Origin of the sequence: Shewanella sp. CAL98-MNA-CIBAN-0140 (assembly GCF_040309905.1) — a bacterium.
Taxonomy (GTDB): Bacteria; Pseudomonadota; Gammaproteobacteria; order Enterobacterales; family Shewanellaceae; genus Shewanella; species Shewanella psychromarinicola.
Genome location: NZ_JBEOPI010000013.1, coordinates 69015 through 88895, shown reverse-complemented (window position 1 = coordinate 88895; position 19881 = coordinate 69015). Strand labels below are relative to the sequence as shown.

General features: G+C 41.9%; 14 protein-coding genes. 6 read left to right on the top strand and 8 right to left on the bottom strand.

The annotated features are described in order from the left end of the window. Window positions 1-109: 109 nt before the first annotated feature. A complete protein-coding gene (gene ovoA / locus AAEY93_RS08915) occupies window positions 110-2272 on the top strand; it encodes a 5-histidylcysteine sulfoxide synthase (RefSeq protein ID WP_351076231.1) in 2163 nt (720 codons plus the stop codon). Here the strand turns inward: ovoA and AAEY93_RS08910 are convergent. Further along, on the bottom strand, window positions 2244-3377 hold the full coding sequence (locus tag AAEY93_RS08910; protein ID WP_351076261.1) for an ADP-ribosylglycohydrolase family protein: 1134 nt from the start codon (window positions 3375-3377) through the stop codon (window positions 2244-2246). The genes ovoA and AAEY93_RS08910 overlap by 29 nt on opposite strands. A 480-nt stretch (window positions 3378-3857) precedes the next feature. Here AAEY93_RS08910 and nhaC point away from each other — a divergent pair, with 480 nt between their 5' ends. Both nhaC and AAEY93_RS08900 read left to right on the top strand, forming a co-directional pair. After that, on the top strand, window positions 3858-5291 hold the full coding sequence (gene nhaC, locus AAEY93_RS08905) for a Na+/H+ antiporter NhaC (RefSeq protein ID WP_351076228.1): 1434 nt from the start codon (window positions 3858-3860) through the stop codon (window positions 5289-5291). 125 nt (window positions 5292-5416) lie between these two features. After that, window positions 5417-7099, top strand: a complete 1683-nt coding sequence (locus tag AAEY93_RS08900; protein WP_124011605.1) for an ABC1 kinase family protein — start codon at window positions 5417-5419, stop codon at window positions 7097-7099. Window positions 7100-7800: 701 nt separating this feature from the next. On the opposite strand, the gene AAEY93_RS08895 is transcribed toward AAEY93_RS08900, so the two are convergent. Then, complete coding sequence (locus tag AAEY93_RS08895; protein ID WP_351076225.1) at window positions 7801-8715, bottom strand: DUF5692 family protein; 915 nt, start codon at window positions 8713-8715, stop codon at window positions 7801-7803. 390 nt (window positions 8716-9105) lie between these two features. On the opposite strand from AAEY93_RS08895, the gene AAEY93_RS08890 reads away from it, so the two are divergent. Next, window positions 9106-9723 (top strand): TetR/AcrR family transcriptional regulator, encoded by a 618-nt coding sequence (locus AAEY93_RS08890; RefSeq protein WP_101031869.1) that lies wholly within the window; start codon window positions 9106-9108, stop codon window positions 9721-9723. Window positions 9724-10239: 516 nt separating this feature from the next. Here the strand turns inward: AAEY93_RS08890 and AAEY93_RS08885 are convergent. The 6 genes from AAEY93_RS08885 to AAEY93_RS08860 all read right to left on the bottom strand — a co-directional run bounded on the left by AAEY93_RS08885 (window position 10240) and on the right by AAEY93_RS08860 (window position 17842). Then, entirely contained in the window at window positions 10240-11175 is a 936-nt protein-coding gene (locus AAEY93_RS08885; RefSeq protein ID WP_124011603.1) for a DUF5692 family protein, read from the bottom strand. A gap of 1810 nt (window positions 11176-12985) precedes the next feature. After that, window positions 12986-13714, bottom strand: a complete 729-nt coding sequence (locus AAEY93_RS08880; protein WP_233768540.1) for a lysophospholipid acyltransferase family protein — start codon at window positions 13712-13714, stop codon at window positions 12986-12988. Between the two features lie 502 nt (window positions 13715-14216). Beyond that, a complete protein-coding gene (locus tag AAEY93_RS08875; RefSeq protein ID WP_124011602.1) occupies window positions 14217-15344 on the bottom strand; it encodes an ABC transporter permease in 1128 nt (375 codons plus the stop codon). Continuing rightward, window positions 15334-16251: an ABC transporter ATP-binding protein gene (locus AAEY93_RS08870; RefSeq protein WP_124011601.1), complete on the bottom strand. Its 918-nt coding sequence runs from the start codon at window positions 16249-16251 to the stop codon at window positions 15334-15336. Before AAEY93_RS08870 ends, AAEY93_RS08875 begins: the two co-directional genes overlap by 11 nt. Continuing rightward, a complete protein-coding gene (locus AAEY93_RS08865; RefSeq protein WP_124011600.1) occupies window positions 16248-17192 on the bottom strand; it encodes an HlyD family secretion protein in 945 nt (314 codons plus the stop codon). The genes AAEY93_RS08870 and AAEY93_RS08865 overlap by 4 nt, the downstream gene beginning before the upstream one ends. After that, entirely contained in the window at window positions 17192-17842 is a 651-nt protein-coding gene (locus AAEY93_RS08860; RefSeq protein WP_164839492.1) for a TetR/AcrR family transcriptional regulator, read from the bottom strand. Before AAEY93_RS08860 ends, AAEY93_RS08865 begins: the two co-directional genes overlap by 1 nt. Window positions 17843-18822: 980 nt before the next feature. Between AAEY93_RS08860 and AAEY93_RS08855 the strand changes: the two genes are divergently transcribed. Continuing rightward, the gene (locus AAEY93_RS08855; RefSeq protein ID WP_351076216.1) at window positions 18823-18981 is read left to right on the top strand and encodes a hypothetical protein; all 159 of its coding nucleotides are present in this window, start codon (window positions 18823-18825) and stop codon (window positions 18979-18981) included. After that, a complete protein-coding gene (locus tag AAEY93_RS08850; RefSeq protein ID WP_124011597.1) occupies window positions 18981-19280 on the top strand; it encodes a bestrophin-like domain in 300 nt (99 codons plus the stop codon). The genes AAEY93_RS08855 and AAEY93_RS08850 overlap by 1 nt, the downstream gene beginning before the upstream one ends. Window positions 19281-19881 lie beyond the last annotated feature (601 nt).

Here is a 19881-nt window from a genome sequence, read left to right as displayed (position 1 = left end):
ACTTCTGTTTTTTTTACGGGTAATATTAATATAAAGTAAAAAAGTTGAGCCTTTATCCAGTAGTAAATCGTATGACTATAGAATAAAAATCAAAGGAACGTGTTTCAGGATGACCTTACCTATACAAAACGCACAAGAAATGGCTAAACGATCCGCAACGTTTGTTGACTCTGGATCATTGCGCCGAATTCCTACACTGAACAGCGGCACCGTGGATGATAAGCGCAAAGAAATAGCGCTTTACTTTACTAATACCTTCGATACCTATACGCAACTGTTCGATTGTTTGCGCGATGATGCTGTTTTCTATCAAAAACCTATACCCTTGCGCCACCCGCTTATTTTCTATCTTGGGCATACGGCCACTTTTTTCATCAACAAGCTACTATTGGCAAAACTGATACCCGATCGGATTAATCCTCATATGGAATCAATTTTTGCGGTGGGTGTTGATGAAATGAGCTGGGATGATCTGTCTGAAGACAATTATGACTGGCCCAGTGTTTCTGCGGTAAAAGACTACCGCGCTAAAGTGCGTGCCACAGTATTAACATTAATTGATACCTTGCACCTTGTCCTACCCATTGATTGGGAAAATACCTGGTGGCCCATCGTCATGGGTATTGAGCACGAGCGTATTCACCTTGAGACGTCGTCTGTTCTCATTCGCCAACATGAACTTGCCAAAGTCCAGCCATTACCTCAATGGCCAGCTTGCAAAGATACTGGCCAAGCGCCAAAAAACAAACTGATAAGCGTTACTGCCGGCTCAGTTAATCTTGGAAAATCCTTTGATAGTGCCTTCTATGGATGGGACAACGAATATGGCCAACATCAGGCAGAGGTAGCCGAATTTAAAGCCAGCCAATATTTAGTCAGCAATCAAGAGTTCCTCGAGTTTGTTGAGGACGGTGGTTATGAGCAAAATCGTTTTTGGAGCGATGAAGGCCTGGCTTGGCGGCAGTTTACTGAGGCGAAACACCCGGTATTTTGGCGTTGGCACAATGGTTGGCGTTTGCGCCTGATGACACAAGAAATTGATATGGCTTGGGACTGGCCTGCTGAAGTTAACTACCATGAAGCGAAAGCGTTTTGTGAATGGAAAACCGTAGAAACTGGGCAACAAATTCGGATGCCAACGGAAGACGAATGGCATCGTCTATGCTCACTAGCGGGCGTTGAAGAGCTGAGTAATAGCGCGGCCGATGCAAACTTGCATCTTGACCATTTTGCATCATGCTGCCCGGTAACGCGCTATCAACATGGCAGTTGGTTTGATGTGGTGGGCAATGTGTGGCAATGGACTGAAACGCCTATTTATCCCTTCGATAACTTTAAAGTACACCCACTGTATGACGATTTCACCACGCCAACTTTTGATGGTAAACACAATATAATCAAAGGTGGTTCATGGATTTCAAGTGGTAACGAAGCGCGCCTTAGTGCACGTTATGCGTTTAGACGTCACTTTTCGCAGCACGCCGGATTTCGCTATATTGCCTCCGAAGTTGAGGCAATGTCTCCTAAGGCTTACTATGAAAGTGATCAGCTTCTGTCAGAATATGCAGAGTTTCACTTTGGTGACACCTGGTATGGCGTAGACAATTTTCCTAAAGCCTTAGCTGATATTGCACTTGAGGCAATGAAGGGCAAAACCACCGGTAAAGCACTTGACTTAGGCTGTGCGTGTGGTCGAGCAAGTTTTGAGTTGGCCCGTCAGTTCGATGAAGTAGACGGTATTGATTTCTCAGCAAACTTTACCCGCCTAGCGGCTAAAATGGCGCAGCAAGGCGCAGTGCGTTACGCCCGTGCCGAAGAAGGCGAATTAGTTAGCTACCATACTCGTACCCTGCAAGAACTAGGGTTAGAAGCGTATGCAAACCGTGTCGCATTTCATCAAGGCGACGCCTGTAACCTTAAACCTCAATTTACGGCTTATGATTTAGTACTCGCCGCTAATTTGATTGATAGGCTTTACCAGCCGAGCCGTTTTTTAGCGGATATCGCGCAGCGTATCAATGATGGCGGCTTGCTTATTATTGCATCGCCTTATACGTGGTTAGAAGAGCATACCCCCAAGGAAGAGTGGATCGGGGGTTTCAAAAAAGATGGCGAAAACTACAGCACATTAGATGGCTTGAAAGATCAACTATCAAGCCACTTTACGTTAGTGGGTGAACCGCGCAAAGTGCCGTTTGTGATCCGTGAAACTCAGCACAAGTTTCAGCATACCTTGTCTGAACTTACGGTTTGGGAGCGCTTGCCACGCTGATAAGCGCCTCAATTTCCTGAGCAATCAATTTGTGGTCTACCAGTTGTTCAAACCAGCTGGTGGCCACAATATCGCTTTGCAATCCAAGCAAGGTTCCCAGCACTATGCCGCGATGTACGTTGTCACCGCCTAAGTTAGTATTGATTCGCAGTGCTTGCCAAGGGTCATTTTGGTATTTACAGGCTAGATACAAGACGACAGGCCAAGAATCTGAAATATAACATGCCCTTGAAAATATCTGGCCGACGACCTGATTGTCGGGCACGTTACGTTTTAACAGACCGGCTAAATTAGTACTGGTTAAGCCTTTACTTGCTTCAAGTAAAAGTGCCTTAACGCCTGCCTCATCAGGCCCATCCATCAGACCACACAAGAGTTGCACGTAGCGATCACACACCTGCATTAAGGATTCATCAGGATGGGTTAAGGCCAGATGTGCTCGGCAGGCAATCTTTATCTCGGCTTCGCTTATGCCCTTAAGTCGTTCTGAAAAAACCAAAGGCGCTATTGTCACCAATGCACCGATAGATGCGGTGTCGTGCGTTATCATGCCACAATTTTCAGGCTCGCGACCCTGCGCCAAGTTAGCAAAAAAGCCTCTATGGTAGGATTCTGCATAAGTATCAGGATGAGCGGCGGGGGACTTCGTCATAAAGTCAATGTAGGCGCTAACAAATACTTGTCGGTCGTAGCGTTGTGGCGAACTCGCCAAGCTGCGCATCAGTACACGAGCGCAATGGGCGTTTAGGGTGTTTTCACCCGCCTGCATGCCTTGATGATAATGCACATTAGGTCGGTCCCAAAACAGCGCCTTATCTTTTAAAATAATATCGCCTATTACTTGCGGCGGCTGCTCTTTAGATGAATCCCCCTTAGATGACCTGTCATTAGACTGTCGACCCCCTTTATGTTTGGAGTGCAATGACATAATAGATGAGGGGTGAAACTCTGGTGCGGCTTCAAAGCGTTGAATACCACCAGTAAAGGCACGCTCTATTTCCATTGGTTGATAATACCAATGTACCGGCATAGCCAAAGCATCAGCAATAAAGCTTGTCTTAAGTGCCCAGGTAACACGAAGTGGCTGAGAATGGGGGGTATTCATGGTAATGCCTCTTTCACATGGTAAAAAATTCGTATCTACATTAGATACCGCAACAATAGGTTGTGAATCGATAACGAATGGATAATTTTTACCATGTGAATATTGATTAAAAACGTATGTGGTCATACTAGGTACGTCATTTATACAAAAGTAGACGTTTTTTTTAAGGCAATAGGCTAAATTTATTTCGCAACCATAATTTTCAACCCGACAAGCGCAACAGCTTTTTTGAGTATGTGGAGGATGTAGAGGATGTAACCCATTGTGCCTGTAAATGAGCTTGTAAATGAGCTTATAAATAATTATGTGCAGCACTCTGTGATGATATATCTTTCGAGTTGGCCTTTGCTTGGTAGCTAAACCATTGCTTATAAAAGACGAAAGGTTTATTTTTTTTCATATCCTGCTTGTTTATAGTTTACCCAATTATCTGTACTGATATACTCAACTTCATCCCAATTGTTACCATACTGTGTGCCAATGCCTGTAATCACTCCTAACTTACCCCGTAGCCCTGGTTTTTTGCAGTCTCTTATCTGTTTTAGCGTGATTATCATCACCATTGCAGGAGGACTTTTTGGTTTAGGGATCAGTCTGCATACACTGATGTTTCTGTGTCTTTTGTGGATAGGACTCAACGTTTTTAGTCTTGGCTACGGCTATATACACATACGCGAGTTGATGACTAGCGCCCTCACCAGAGCCATGCCTGCCATTTATATATTTATATTGATCGGCATGGTGATTGCTAGTTTTATGCACAGTGGCACCATCGCCACGCTTATTTATTATGGCCTTAGCTGGCTGAGTCCAAGTTTGTTTTTGGCCGTCGGTTTATTACTGTGCGCCTTGATGTCGGTAGCAACCGGAACATCTTGGGGTACCGTCGGCACCTTAGGCGTGGTTTTTATTGGCATCGGCTCTGCCATGAATATTCCCCTGCCTTTAGTCGCAGGTATGATTGTCTGCGGTGCAACCTTCGGTGATAAAATGTCGCCGATTTCAGATACCACAAACCTCGCCGCTATGAGTGCTGGCACCGATATTTATCGACACATTTACTCCATGCTGTTTACCACAACGCCCACCTTTATCCTCACCTTCTTAATATTTTTAGTGATCGGATTGAACTATGGCGAGCAAAATATAGACTTAACAGAAGTCACCTCAATTCAAATGGCACTAGCCAACAATTATAGCCTTACGCCGCTGATCACCTTATTACCACTGATTTTACTCGCTGTACTGAGCATTAGAAAAGTGCCTGCAGAAGTGACTATGTCATGCAGTATTATACTCGCCGTGCTAATCGCGATTGTTTATCAGCAAGAAAGTGCTATCTCCGTGCTTAATGCGCTGTGGGAAAATACGCCCGAATCAACGGGTATCCCCAGTTTAGATGCTTTGCTTGGTCGCGGCGGCATTAGCAGCATGAGCTGGACCTTGCTGCTGGCTTTAATGGCTATCGCGCTAGGCGGAATTTTGCACGGCGCGGGATTTCTCACTGCACTATTAGCCGGTATCATAAAAAGAGTGCAACGCACTGCCACCCTTATTGCCACAACTATTATGTCCGGCTTCTTAGGTAACATTGCTATGGGAGAGGCTTATATTTCGATTATTCTAAGTTGCCAACTGTTTAAGCCCAAATATGAGCAACAAAATTTAGAGGCTGCCATTCTTTCGCGCTCAGTTGAAGAAGGTGCCACTATGACCACAGGCCTTATTCCGTGGACCACGGCCGGTGCCTTTTATACCGCCACTCTAGGGGTAGACGTACTTGACTACGCGCCCTATGCTTTTTTCAACTACCTCAATGCCATCATTGCAGTGGCAATGGCCGCCTTTGGCATTGGTCTTCTCAAACCGAAAACCAAACCAGCTTTGGCCGTTTTTACTTCAAGGGAGCTATAGTCACACCGCTGGCGATGGTAAATGTTCCGAGATTTTAGTAGCAGGTTTTCTTGACGGGATTGCACAAACCTTGGATGATAAATTAACATCCAATTCTACTGCAAATAAGAATAAATAGGTGCGCCATGCTTTGGGATACGTTAGGTACCGCGCGAGATATTGGTCGACTTAATGAGCTTGCATCGGTCTTAATCCGTTATGGTTTCGGCGATGTGCTGCGAAGACTTGGCCTAGCGAATGTGGTTAATGGCGCAGGTAAGGCACTGCATTGGAAGTATGCTTCGGAAATAACCAATGTAGATTCACCAGTCAGGTTTTGTCATGCCCTGGCTGAAATGGGGCCAACCTTTATTAAACTAGGACAGATCCTTGCGACACGCTCAGATCTGTTTTCTCCAGAGTGGATTGTTGAATTTGAAAAATTACAGGATCAAGCTCCTCCGGTATCATTTGAATTAATCTGTAAACAGTTACACGAAGACCTAGGATGTAGCCCGCAACAGGCTTTTGCCGAATTTGATCCTAAACCTCTCGCTGCCGCCTCCATTGCGCAAGTTCATCGAGCTCGATTACAAGATGGCACTGAGGTCATTATTAAGGTCCGCAGGCCGGGTATCCGACCGATAATGGAGGCCGATTTACGTTTACTTGCCCGCATTGCTGAAGTTATGGAGTCCGAGTCAACATCTTTACGGCGTTTTAGACCTCGTGAGGTGGTACGTCAATTTACCCACTCTTTGCGGCGGGAATTGGATTTGTTGGCCGAGTGTCGTAATGCTGAAAGGATCGCCAAAAATTTCAATAATGATCCAAAAATCGTTATTCCTAAAGTTTATTGGCCGTGGTGCCGTGAACGTGTCAATGTTCAAGAATTTATTGATGGTATTTCTGGGCGAAATATCGAAGCTGTGGAGAAAACAGGGTTAGATAGAAAATTGTTAGCCAAGCATGGCGGTCAAGCGGCGTTAAAAATGATGTTGATTGATGGTTTTTATCATGGAGATCCCCATCAAGGTAATATTTTTTATCTGCCGGAAAATAGAATTGCATTTATTGATTTTGGTATGGTTGGACGACTGTCTTTCGAGCGCCGACATCAATTGGTACAGCTTTTACATAGCATGGTTGAGTTGGATGCGCCTAGAGTTGTTGAAGTATTACTGACTTGGGCTGGAGATCCGCCATTAAATTGTGAAAATCTTACTTTTGAAGTAGAAGAGTTTGTTGATAAATATCATGGCGTTTCATTAAAGAACTTCAATTTGGGCATGATGCTTACTGAGCTGATGTCATTACTTAGAGAATATAGCCTTAACTTACCCCCTGATTTAATTATATTGATTAAAGCATTGATAACGCTTGAAGGCGTTGCCCTGCAGTTAGATCCTGACTTTGATATGGTTTTTGAAGCAGAGCCATTATTACACCAGCTAATGTTAGACCGATATGCACCAGATGCAATGGCCAAAAGAGGTTGGCAAGCTATTGTCGGTACCGCCGAACTGTTAACCGGATTACCGCATGATTTACAGCAACTTTTTCGCTCAGCGCGTAGCGGGAGATTTCAGCTACATGTTGATGTAACGAGGTTAAAAGCCTTTGGCAATCAACTTGACCGTGCTGCTAGCCGAGTGGCAATAGGTAATGTTGTAGCGGCCATGATTATTGGCTCTTCTATTGTGATGACGGTTGATGGTGGCCCGACCTTGTTTGGTTTGCCGTTATTTGGCGTACTTGGATTTCTGAGTGCTGTCGTTGGTGGAATATGGTTAGTGTTCTCTATCTGGTCAAGCGGACGGGGGAGATGAGTCGCTTTTTTCCCATTCAATAGATAAACATGGCCGTAACCGTTGGCGCTACATTGCAGGGTCATCGCATTAACATTACGGGGCGATAATTGATAACCACTTAATCAGGCATTTTTGTTTTGCGCAACATTGATGACAGTTCTATTGTGTGGAAAAATAATTATGCCACTTAAAAATAAACAGAATACAGTGAGCATTTAGCGCTAAAACGGCGACAAGGTGCAACAATCTGCCAATGCCTAGTGGTGTGCTTAAGGTTTAAGGCTTAACGTTTAACATCAATTATCCCATTTCATCCTTGATTAATATCAAACCGCTTGTGATGTTTGAATCTGCCATAATGCTCATCGATTTTCATCTAAAGCTCAATTTTTCGCTAATTCCCGTTCAATTTATACATTTAAATAGTGATAAATACTATCGCAATCAAAGTTGAACAACATTCTGTTAATTCATCATTAAAATGGGTCGCTTGGGTTTTCTTCTTTTTTGCGAAAAGGTAACGCATCATTTATATCTACAAGAGCGTTAATAAATGTTGAATGAGAAGAATACAGAAACTGTCTATGCGGATGTCATCAATTGGGTCTGCTCTACGTAGTAACAATTTTTAGTTGGCACATTTAAATTTTTGGCATGCAAAAAAGCCTCAAAATCGAGAGGCTTTTTTATTTATAGAACAAATAAAATCTATTTACTATCTAGTTATTTACCGCTGCAACATCTTGGTAAACTTTAAGATCTGTGTGTATTTCGTCTTTAAGAGGACTCAGTTTAAATTTACGGATTTTAGCAAACTGGTAAACAAATACGCCGAGATTAAATGCAATACTGATAATACTAATTAACCACATTGCATCAGTATTATGCGAAGATTTAACCGCATATGCGCTAGTATCTACGAATGAAGGGAACGTCATTACAAACATCATCCAGAAACCTAGTGTTGATGCTCTGTGCTGTAACCATGCACCTTTTTTGATAAAGAAGGCCGGAATAGTACAAGAAAGAAGTAGACACATACCGGCATAGAATGAATGATCTGGTACACAGTTGTACACGTAAGCAAAGTTCCATAGGTCATACGCGATGATCCAGAACCAAAGCATATCTGGCCACATCATATCTTGAGATTTATTTTTACTGATGTAGATACCAGCCCAACCACAGATTGTAACGATGTTTAAGATACCCGCAATAGCGTTAAGGATGTTCCACTGGCCGCCAATAATAAGCATACCATCGTGCATACCATTGAAACCAGAAGTCTGGAATTCACGCATAACAGCTTCAAAAATATTGAAACCTAAAATAAAGGCAGGAAAAAACAACAAATATTTATTATTAACTGCACCTTTAATATAACGGATAGCCATAAAACCAATGACACCAGCAAGACAAGAGTAAACTTTAACCCAAGCAAACCAACTGCCTACAGTAGTACCTTCGGCAGCTGTTGTTGGCCATACGAAGATGGTTAAAATAATCGGTAAGACAATGAAACAGCATATTGCAGCCCATTTACTGCGTCTAGATATTTCATTGAGCACAATTAGCGCGAGTGTGACTGCCACACCAACAAGCGCAGATTGCCAAGGGATTGTTTCAAAAAACATATATATATTCCTTTATTTTGTGTAGCTAAAGTAAAGCTTCCTTTGTGGATAAAAACGACCATTACAATTCACAGTTGGTAGTGTGAAATCTTTGCTTATTGTTGGTAATTTAATGAGTGAAAATGATTAATTAGTCGTTAATCAAATAGCTCAATATCCCCAAACCATAAAACGTGATTAAACGTCACGTTTTTATGATCTCGAGTTCTCGACTAAATGTCAAAATATAAATTCTACTTCTGTTTATTTTGTGTTCTAGATCTCTAATTAATACTTGTAAGATCACTTTTACTCAAATGCCGCAACATAATTACCAAGCTGAATCTGATTTTTTAATATGCTATATTGAGCCAATTATTTATTCTATATTATGAGCAAGAGCTTAATCAGATGAATTTAAAACAAGCCACCAACCGAAAAAATCCTAGTCAAAATCGTAGTAAAGAACGAGTGGCAATAATCCTTGAAGCCGTGAAGGGGTTAATTGAAGAAAGAAATATCGGTAACCTTAAAATTACCGATATAGCTAAACGTGCGAATACATCCCCAGCTTCGATTTATCGATATTTTTCAGATAAAGAAGCAATCATTCTTTCTTTAGCTGAACATTTTATGGAAAAAATCCAGCTTATCGTGGATAAACATGTTATTGCTCTGAAAACACTTGAAGACCTAGAGATGGTGCTAAATAATAATTTTGATGATATTTATTTATTACATAAAAATGAGTCGGCACTACGTCAAATTTGGTTTGAGTCGATTGATACCGATCTTGTTAATCTTGCGACCTTAGAAAGTAATGTCAAAGCCGACAAAATATTTCAAAGCGTACTCAAAGTCGCCCGTCCTAAGGATGAGATACAGTTAAAACAATTTATTTTATTGATGAGTCTTCTATTTAGCTCCGTCATACGCCTGTGTTTTTCTAGTGATGCGAGTACACCGGAACAGCTAAAGAAGATATATGTTGATACGGTTATGTCTGGTATGGCTAATTATATAGAATAAGAGAGAGGCGCGCCTGATTACCAATGTCGGAATACATGGGCACCCATTCCAACGGCTAATCTGCATGGGTGTCCCACGTTTATAGGGCCACTGCTACGGATTTCAGTAGAGGCGTAGCTGGACTGTCAACGCCTATGTTTATAAATATCAAGGCAGTACAACCGCTTGTTGCGGTACATGAGTCGCATCAAAGCAATGACAAGAGTGAACTGTAGAATAGATACCTAAGGCCATCGGTGAACACATTATTGCCTTGACCCACCGATGGGGTTGCATATGTGGCATAAATTTTTAGACAATGATGAACCGGCTCGGTTAGATAACCTGTTAGCTCGTATTTTTGGAACAATGTGAATAAACACCAATATGACGCAATACCCCGCTAAAATATCTTTATTTGATTACTGAGTTATCAAATAAAGATATCGTCTAGTTTTAATGATCGAATCGCTACAAAAAAGCCCTTCAAGAATTAAATTCATGAAGGGCTCTGAGTCTTTGTTATAAAGAGTTTAATTAAGTATTTTCTTTAATAACTAGTTTATAGTCTTTTGAATCTGTGAATATTTCATCTTTTAAAGGATTCAGTTTGTGTTTACGGATCTTATTAAACTGGTATACCACAAGGGCAACATTTGCCAGTAGTGCGACCAAACTTACAATGAAGAATGCTTTTGGATCATGCGTTGTTGGAACTGGTGCAATTTTATCTGCGAACTGAGGAACAGACATGACAAACATGATCCACAAGGCTAATGTTGAAGCGCGATGCTGTAGCCAAGCACCTTTCTTGATGAAGAATGCAGGGATAGTACAAGATAGTAACAGTACAACACCCGCGTAGAAAGAGTGATCCGAGATACAATTATAAGTGTAAGCGAAATTCCAGAAATCATAAGCAATGATCCAAGGCCAGATCATATCAGGCCAGATCATATCTTTTGACTTATCTTTTGAAATAATAATTCCAGCCCAACCACAAATAGCAACAATGTTAAGTAGACCTGCAATACCATTCATGATGTTCCATGAACCTGACATCATCCAAAGTTGGTTAATGATTTCGCCATCCCATGCACCATAGCTATAGACTTGGAAATCACGAATACAGGCTTCGAAGATATTAAGAGCAAGAATAGCCGCGGGGAAAATTAACACATACTTATTTTTAGAAAGACCAGGAATGAAGCGAATGGCCATAAAACCAATTGCACCAGCAAGACAAGAGTAGGTTTTTACCCAGTTAAACCAGTTGCCTGTACCGTACTCATTACCAGGTGCTGCAGTGGTTGGCCAAATGAAGATGGTCAAGATGATAGGAAGCACTATAAACATAGAGATCCCACCCCAACGGGTAGTACGAGCAAATTCATTGAAAGCCATTAAGGTAAAGAGAACCGCAATCGCGATCCCCCAACCTTCAATATTTGGCATATTATATAAAAAACCCATAGTATTTCACTTCCTTATAATTTAAAAATAATCAGAGTTGTTTTCTACTTAACGTCATTCGGTTTATTAACTGGAAATTTAATTGGCCTTAACATTAGCAAGCTAAATATCTCTCTTATTAAATCGATACTATCTGCAGTTGCATAAAATCGCTTAACTCGAATAACGTCGAGCAGTATTTATAGCAAAAAGCAATGGTACATTTTTTTGAGATGGTGAAAAATTACTAATCTCAAGTATCAACAATAACCATCAAGTGGCGAGTAACTTACTCCTATAATCAACGATTTTCAATAATCTAAATCACAAATTAGTGTATTTACTCTAAAAATATATGTAAACCACTATATCTTTCTGTTTTTAAAGGTTTTAATATTATTATTTAAATTGAATTATAGAGTGGAAATCGATGTCGTGGCTAGACTATTATCAATTTTTTACGATAAAATAAACGTAAAAAGAACTAATATTTCTATGGAGTGGTTTATATAATAAATCACTAATAAAACATCGAGGTTTAATTTTTTGGAGTGAGTTGTACTCGAACACTTTATATTACCGATTACTAAAAAAGCACTTCAAGAAGTAAAATAAAAAAGGGTTCAGGATGTTTATAATCTAAAGTTTAATTAAATTTCTCTTTAATAAAATTTTATAAACTGCTGTGGTTGTAAATATTTCATTTTTGATGGATTAGGTTTGTGTCTACGGCTTTTTTTAACGGGTAGACTAAAAGTGCAAGATTTTTCTTTGCCGTATTCATTGCTAGTAACCGCTTTCGTTGGTCAGAACAATATAGTAAGTATAATTGGAAGTACAATTAGAGAGAGTGATAATGCCTCATTTTTTAGAACTACCCAATGGATTGAAAGCCATTAAAGAAAAGAGCACTATTTATGTCGAGAAGCAGGCAAATTCAAAGCCAGCGGACCATTTTTTGCACGCAGTTGCTGGTGTTAACCTAATTGTCGTTCAGTGGAAACATATCTCGAGGTCGCGGCATTAGTATGACCAGTCTGCCTGAAGATGTTGTACTGACCCAATCTAAGATCAGTCAATGGGTCATCAACTAATCGAGGACAACGCTGCAGAGCATTGCAGATTATTTTTTATGGTGCGTTAAGACCCAATTAAACCAACCCATGCATTGACGGACGCCGCCAAAGTAGATCAGAACTTGAAAGGCGCGACACAACTGGTGCAACAGTTTTATGGTCATAGCAAAAAACACAACAATCGCTCGAAACAAAATTAACAATGTTCTCTGTGATCTTGACCATTACATTCAGGTGAGGGGGCGGGTTCACAATTTGAAGAATATCGATGTTGATCTTGTTGTTGCTCAAGGTTTACCTGCGAAAGTAGCAAGGTCGAAGACCCGCCGAAGGGCTCCCTTCTTGATACTGTAGCGCAAGTGGTCAGCCTATGGCTGAAGGTCAAGTCTTTGTGTTCGCCTTTTTTTGATCATGAGCATCTTTTTTAAGTCGCAAAGCGGGGTGATTGTGGCTTAAAAATACTGAGCATTAAACGCTAAATGAGTGAGCCATTAATGCTAGCCATTACAATGATCCGTTCATCAGGCCTTGCTCATTTTAATCATGCCGAATAACAATTTTCATATTTACTTTTTAGTTTAATAGCTTAATAAATTGCACCGTGATGACCAAATAAAATACGATTCCTCGTTCTGCGCGAAGGTAAGCCACCGTATGCGATCTATTTTCGGTTGAGTTACAAAGGCGCTGAGCTTGTTAACTTCACCACTTTAATAGATTGGCGTGTGCAGAGGGTACAGTCAACGTCATAACGGCTAGAGGAGATTAAACCGCGACTTATACGAGTCTTGCAGTGTTTTAGAACGATCTTTATAATCAATCATGTCACCAATATTGATGATGATTTTTAAATCTTTAGTATTATTTTTCACCGACTCACCCAAGACTTCATTGGCATTGGTTTTTATAAATACTGGTAATATCGGCAATCTATTTTTCATCGCGATGATTTGAGCGCCTTCTTTAAACTCAGTCAATGTTTCATCACTCTTGTTACGCGTACCTTCAGCGAACACACTAATAGAGTAACCTTTGGAAACCTTGTTTTTAATGTCCGTGAAAAACGAACTCATTTTACTTGATTCTCTATCTAGCAATACTGTGCCAGCATTTCTGGTAAACATACCAAAGAAAAACGAATTATAAAGTTCTTTCTTCGCAATCCATAAACTGTTAATTCCCTTATGCTTTAGAGCAATCTCGACAATTAATGGATCGATAATACTTCGATGATTCGACACGATAAGATATTGACCACCTTGATTAACCTTCTCAATGCCTTCAACCTCTACACTAATATTCAAGCGAGATAATAGCGTTTCTGCATACTCCAACCGAATTCTCGTCATGTCATCGGGTGTGTGATCACCTTTTAGCTTAATACCGAACTTATTGGTTAAATAAAGGGCGTATATTGCTTGTTTAATTTGATTCAGTGTCAAGGGCGCTCCAGAAAATGACTGCCATAAAAGTTGCTGCATCATAACAGTTTCGTCAGGGGCGGGTCTTTACTTTCTACTGTCAATGAGTTTGACTCGGTTGAAGACCTACTTGCTAAGACGTTTAGCCATGTTAACGTCTTATGTGATAGTCAGTCGTTAAGACAAAGGTATAATAACAGCTGCTAAAGACCTACTTGCCAAGAGACTATGAGCTATTGATCTTTTGAGATGAATTTTGGAGTATTTTGCTGCAATGTGTGGCCATTTTGTCTAAGGCAGAGCTTATGAAGTATGGTTTTCTACATCAGCAATCTATAACGCAGCACCAATCCAATACATAATTTACAGGCCCATTCCGCCCGAAAAATGCAGCTAAATGGTTGTACATATTTATAAGCAAGGGGGAATTATTACAAGCTAATAGCTTAAAATGACTCGGTGTCACCCTTGAAACACGATTAGCCTTGGTTTATTTTAACAACATGTGAGCCCCAAAGATAAACACTCCCTAGTTGTTTCACCACTCACCGCTTCTTTAAGCCATTTATAAATGTTTATTAAAACGCTTGGCCGCTAGCAACACCCCAATACAGGTAAAGCCGAGTAACCACAGTGCATCCTGGCCTAGTGACATGACTTCGGCTTCTCTAAGCACAATGCCTCGCACCATACGAATAAAATGGGTTGCAGGCAGAGCTTCCGCTACCCATTGGGCTCCAATGGGCATAGCTTCATAAGGGAACATAAATCCAGATAACAAAATTGATGGCATCAGCACAAAAATGGTTAACTGCATCGCTTGAAGCTGGGTTTTCGCAATGGTACTAATGACCAAGCCCAATGCTAAACTGGCGCAGATAAACAAGAAAGAAGCGAGTAGTAACGAATCTAAGCCGCCGCGGACCGGTACTGAAAATATCCAGTGTCCAGCACTGAGAATAATCGCCACTTGGATGAGTCCAACCAAGATATACGGAATGATTTTACCCAGCATAAGTTCCAGTGGGCGAACCGGCGTTACAATTAAAAACTCCATATTTCCCAGCTCTTGCTCACGAACAATCGCCGCAGAGGTGAACATAATCATCGTCATCGTTAGGATCACCGCCAGTAAACCGGGCACAATATTGACCACTGAGCGCTGCTCTGGATTAAAGTATTCAACCACTTCAAATGTCGGTACACTCATTGTGATTGAGCGGTTAGCCACTTCATCCAGTGGTAGTTTTCTTAGCGATCGGATTGTTGCGGCAACCATGGTATCGGAACCGTCCAATAGCCATTGTCCAACGGGTCGAGTAATTTGCGATGATCCCTGTTTTGGATCAAATGCAGGGTGAATTAACAGTCGTTGAGGTAAATCGACGGGTAAATAAAGCACGGCTTTGACTTCGCCATTAGTAATGGCTTTTTCAGCTTGATCGATAGAGTAATATTGATGTTTAAAGTCAACTGCTTGCGTAGCAATTACTGTCTGTTTGATTGCCCGGCTATAGGTGGTTTGACTCATGTCGATAATGCCAGCGGGCACATGGCGAATATCGGTATTGATGGCATAACCAAATAACATTAATTGCAGTAATGGGATCATCACAATCATGCCAAATGTCATCCGATCTCGAGACAGCTGTTTCATTTCTTTGAAGACAATGGCAACTAATCTACCCCACATGTCGACCTCCGGTACTGGTGACAAATACATCTTCAAGACTCGGACGAACGATTTCAAGCTGATGTTGATCACAAACAGTGCTCAGAAACTGCAAAGGCTCCGTTATAGACTCATTGACCAGTACTCTTAAGCGAGTACCAGATTGGGATGCTGAAATAACCGCGTCCACAGCAGTTAGTTTTTGTTTTAACTCCCTTATATTATCGCCACTGACTTCGATAACCGTGGCCCCCATTGATTGCATTAACTCACGCGGGGTTCCATTTGCCCGTTTGATGCCATTTTCTAAAATGGCCAATTGATGACAGCGCTCTGCCTCATCCATATAGTGCGTCGACACCAAAATCGTTGTGCCACTGTCACTAAGATCAAACAGGTGCTCCCAAAAGTCCCGTCGATTTTGCGGGTCGACAGCAGAAGTAGGTTCATCAAGAAACAGCAGTTCAGGGCGGTGCATGGTGGCGCACGCCAGCGCCAAGCGTTGTTTTTGTCCACCGCTCATGGTGCCGGCTAACTGCTTTTGTTGCGGCTCGAGGCCATATTGTTCCAATAAGCTTGCCACGCGGGTTTTATCTTTAACACTATAGATGGCCGCAACGAAGCGCATATTTTCCAATACCGTTAAATTGTCATACAAGGAAAATTTCTGCGTCATATAGCCAATTCGGCTTTTGAGCGACTCTTCATTACCTTGCAGTGGTAAGCCTAAAATAGTGGCCTTGCCTGCACTGGGTGTTAATAACCCAGTTAACATCCGTATGAGTGTTGACTTACCACAGCCATTGGGACCAAGAAAACCATAAATACTGCCTTTCGTAACCTGTAAATCCAGTTGATCTACCGCGACTAAATCACCAAATCGACGGGTTAATCCTTGTGTTTCGATCACATATGCGGGTTGTTTCATGGTAATCGAACCTCGACACCAATCCCTATGGGTAAGTTTTGATCGCTCGGTAAGTCAATCTCAGTTAAATACATTAACCGGGCACGATCTCGCTCGTTCAGTGCGAAGTAGGGCGTAAAAGCTGGAGTACTTCGAATGTTACGCACGGTTCCCATGACAGGTTGTTCTTGACCATCAATCCATACCGCTACTGTGTCTCCTTGGCTAATTTTACCCAAAGCAGTGGCAGGCAAATACACCCGCGCATAAAGTCGGTCACTGGCCAGCAGTGTCACTAATTGAATGTTGGCCGCGACGCGGTCGCCAAGCTTCCAAGGTAAAACATCTACCACTCCCGCTTTGGGTGCTCGTATGCTTAACTCGGCTAAAGATTGTTGTGCATCGGCTAATGAAGCTTGTGCTACGTCAGCTTGCGCTTGCGCCTGCGCCACTTCTTCACTGCGGGTGCCATTTTTAAGCTCAAGCCATTGCTGCTTAGCTTGAGTCAATTGCGCTGCCGTTTGATCTCTTATTGCTTTGGCAGAATCAAAATCGGCTTTTGCCACTATTTTTTTAAACCAAAGATCTTTCATTCGCAGATAGCTTTTTTCTGCATCTTGCGCTTGTGCTTGCACTGCAAGCATCGCGGCATAGGCCGCAGCAAGCTGCTCTAAACGAGTGCCCGTTTGCAGTTGATTTAGCTTTGCTTGTGCTTGGACTAGGGTTGCTTGTCGCTGGTCAATCAGCCATTGCGCATGCCGGGGATCAAGTTGAAGCAACAAGTCTCCAGCGTTCACTTTTTGTCCCTCTTCAACCAAAACCGAGCGGATCTGTTCCGCAACAGGTGCAGAAAGCATCATTCGGTCTCGTTCAACTAACCCCATTGCGCGATTACCTTCTTCCCCAGAACAACCCGCGAATAGAAGCATAATAGGTAACCAAAATAGCAGACGTTTCATCATTAAACTCCTGATCCTGAAGCTCGTATCGATGACTCTTGGAATAATCCTTGATTCATCACCAGCATATTGTGTGCAAGCAGTTGGTCTAACATGGACTCGCTAAGGGGTAAATCCAATTCTTTGAGTAATACTTTGGGCGCAATCAGTGGAAAGACCATTAAGCTGATAAAACTTAAACGTACCCATTTGGGATCAAGCTGTGGATTGAGTTTTTGTTGATCGGATAATTCCTTAATCCAGTCTCCGGCATAACCGATCATCTCATGAATTACATTCGATACAATGGTGAACGCTTCATCACTATCCTGTTGATTCAATGATTGGAAAATTAATCTAGGCAGTGCAGGGGTTCTTTCCATCATTCGATAATAAGCCCGCATTAGTGCTTCTGGAGAGTCTTTTTGATTTTTTACATCATGTTTAAACACAATGGCCACGGGGGCAATCGTTTCTCTCACCATGGTTTCAAATAAACCTGCTTTGGAATCAAAGTAGTAACGGATCATCGCGGCATCGACACCAGCACGCCGAGCCAGTTCGCGAATAGACACTCGATCATAGCTGTTGTGAAGAAAACATCCTTGTGCCGCGTCGATGAGTGCAGCGCGAGTTTGGGTCTCTCCTTTGGGTCTTCCCGGTTTATCTGCCATCTCAAACTCCATTAATTCATCTGTTGATGAATAATAGCAAAAATGGGCAAAGAAAATAGAACATTAATTCCACAATGTATGTTCCCGTGCGGAATTACATCAAGGAACGGTGTCTTATCAACATTAATAAATAGTCGACAATGAGGTGAAAAAATCATTTTATGACCAAAGCCACTGGAGGGGAGCACAAAAAAGGGGGCCGCGATAATTATTGTTGGTATTTGTGGCGATCTTCGTCGGGGTTAAATCAGACAATATATTGTTGTTTATAAAGCGATGAATCGTTAATAAACGGATTGAGTAGTTGAAGGCATAAAACGCTAGCCCCCGATCAGATAAAATCTAATATCCTACCTGCAGAATATTCACCATCACAGCTGTGGATGAATATAAGCCTGTGGCGACTCTAATTTGACTCCCTTTATTAACTTATAACGATGCGATGGAGATCTGTTTATAGATTGTTTTTTATTTAGTTTGCTGTTGCCGTGTTTGTCCACACAGTGAAGACTAAAAACTAATTTGCTAAATCGATACCAACGGCTTTAATTAACAATGTACGGACTCTCTTTGATTGAATGTTTGCACTTGTAATATGGCACATAGTGCCATTTGGTCAGGGGAGTCCATAACATTGGTTAGCTAACAAATAACACAGGGGACTAAATGAATCTAAACCTGTTTGACTCCTTTCCTATCGCTGGCGGCTATGTTGGTGTCTCGATACTCATGTTGGTTTTCAACGAAGTGGGCTATCAGTTCGGGGCACATGCGCGAACGAGTCAAGACAAGGAGGCTCCGAGCTCGTTAGGCTCAATGGTTGGGGGTTGTTAGCCATGCTCGCTTTTGTCCTCGCCTTCACATTTTCTATCGCTTCTCATCAGCACGATCTCAGAAAACAGAGCGTTCTCGAAGAAGCGAATTCAATTGGCACGGCATACCTGCGAGCTGACTTGCTTGATAAGCAATACGCAATAAAAGTGAAACACCTGTTGCGAGAATATGTCGACATTCGCCTAAAGGCCGCAAGTGGCAGCACCCTAGACACGGCCATGGCAGGATCCGTTGAGATCCATGACCACCTGTGGGCACTGGTGTCTGCAGCAGCGAAAGATCGCCCAATACAAACACCTCACTAATGATCCAATCCATCAATGACATAATCGATATGCACCAAAAACGAGTGACCGCTGGGCTGCGCAATCGAATCCCCAGCAGTGTCTGGATGGCGCTCATAGGCATCATCGCACTCGCAATGATAGCTATGGGTGCTGAGGTTGGGCTTACTGGCAAGCGAAGATTGGTGGCAATGATCCCTTTGGTACTGGCTTTTGCAGTGCTTGTGGCGCTCGTTGTGGATCTTAATCGCCCTCAAAGCGGGTTAATAACAGTAGGGCAGCAGTCGATGGTCGATCTGCAGCGCAGCATGAGTCGATAATATAAATAGCCAATGACGTTGGGCATGCCGCTATAGCTAACAATTTGCACAGCGAACACGTCACTTTATTGAAACCGTGGCATCGAAAAAGTGCAGACGCTGTAAAAGTGACCAAGAGTATTTAGCAAGCCGTGTTTCTGTTTGTTAAGAGGTGTCAGTTAATTAACGACGGCGAATAAAATCCGTTTCAGAATGTCAGCGTGGGCCAAAGCAAAGGCGTTATGCTGAAATGAAAGACTCATACACTTTATTGAATTTAAAATTTTAAATGATGACTTTAAGTGGGTATAGCTATACTTACATAGGTTTGGTGCGCTGGCTTCATTATTGTTGATTTAACCTAATGCTGACAAGTTACTCATAATGGATACCGCGGTGATATTACCAATGCCTTTAATGCTTTGAAGGATATTTTTATTAGCCAGACATTCAGGGTTAAAACTCTGGCTGGCGTTGTTTGCTGTCGACGCAATGGGTGAATATGAGCGATTGGTTAATTTTATTTGGCTCCCTTTCTTCACTTATAATGATAAGAAATATAGATGCCTGTTTATTTTTTATTTTGAAATAAGCCTGAAATTAGCGCCTGATTTTGTTAACA

Coding starts and splice junctions, on each gene's coding strand:
- ovoA (WP_351076231.1), top strand. CDS start 110: ATGACCTTACCTATACAAAACGCACAAGAAATGGCTAAACGATCCGCA.
- AAEY93_RS08910 (WP_351076261.1), bottom strand. CDS start 3,377: ATGAATACCCCCCATTCTCAGCCACTTCGTGTTACCTGGGCACTTAAG.
- nhaC (WP_351076228.1), top strand. CDS start 3,858: ATGCCTGTAATCACTCCTAACTTACCCCGTAGCCCTGGTTTTTTGCAG.
- AAEY93_RS08900 (WP_124011605.1), top strand. CDS start 5,417: ATGCTTTGGGATACGTTAGGTACCGCGCGAGATATTGGTCGACTTAAT.
- AAEY93_RS08895 (WP_351076225.1), bottom strand. CDS start 8,715: ATGTTTTTTGAAACAATCCCTTGGCAATCTGCGCTTGTTGGTGTGGCA.
- AAEY93_RS08890 (WP_101031869.1), top strand. CDS start 9,106: ATGAATTTAAAACAAGCCACCAACCGAAAAAATCCTAGTCAAAATCGT.
- AAEY93_RS08885 (WP_124011603.1), bottom strand. CDS start 11,175: ATGGGTTTTTTATATAATATGCCAAATATTGAAGGTTGGGGGATCGCG.
- AAEY93_RS08880 (WP_233768540.1), bottom strand. CDS start 13,714: ATGATGCAGCAACTTTTATGGCAGTCATTTTCTGGAGCGCCCTTGACA.
- AAEY93_RS08875 (WP_124011602.1), bottom strand. CDS start 15,344: ATGTGGGGTAGATTAGTTGCCATTGTCTTCAAAGAAATGAAACAGCTG.
- AAEY93_RS08870 (WP_124011601.1), bottom strand. CDS start 16,251: ATGAAACAACCCGCATATGTGATCGAAACACAAGGATTAACCCGTCGA.
- AAEY93_RS08865 (WP_124011600.1), bottom strand. CDS start 17,192: ATGATGAAACGTCTGCTATTTTGGTTACCTATTATGCTTCTATTCGCG.
- AAEY93_RS08860 (WP_164839492.1), bottom strand. CDS start 17,842: ATGGCAGATAAACCGGGAAGACCCAAAGGAGAGACCCAAACTCGCGCT.
- AAEY93_RS08850 (WP_124011597.1), top strand. CDS start 18,981: ATGATCCAATCCATCAATGACATAATCGATATGCACCAAAAACGAGTG.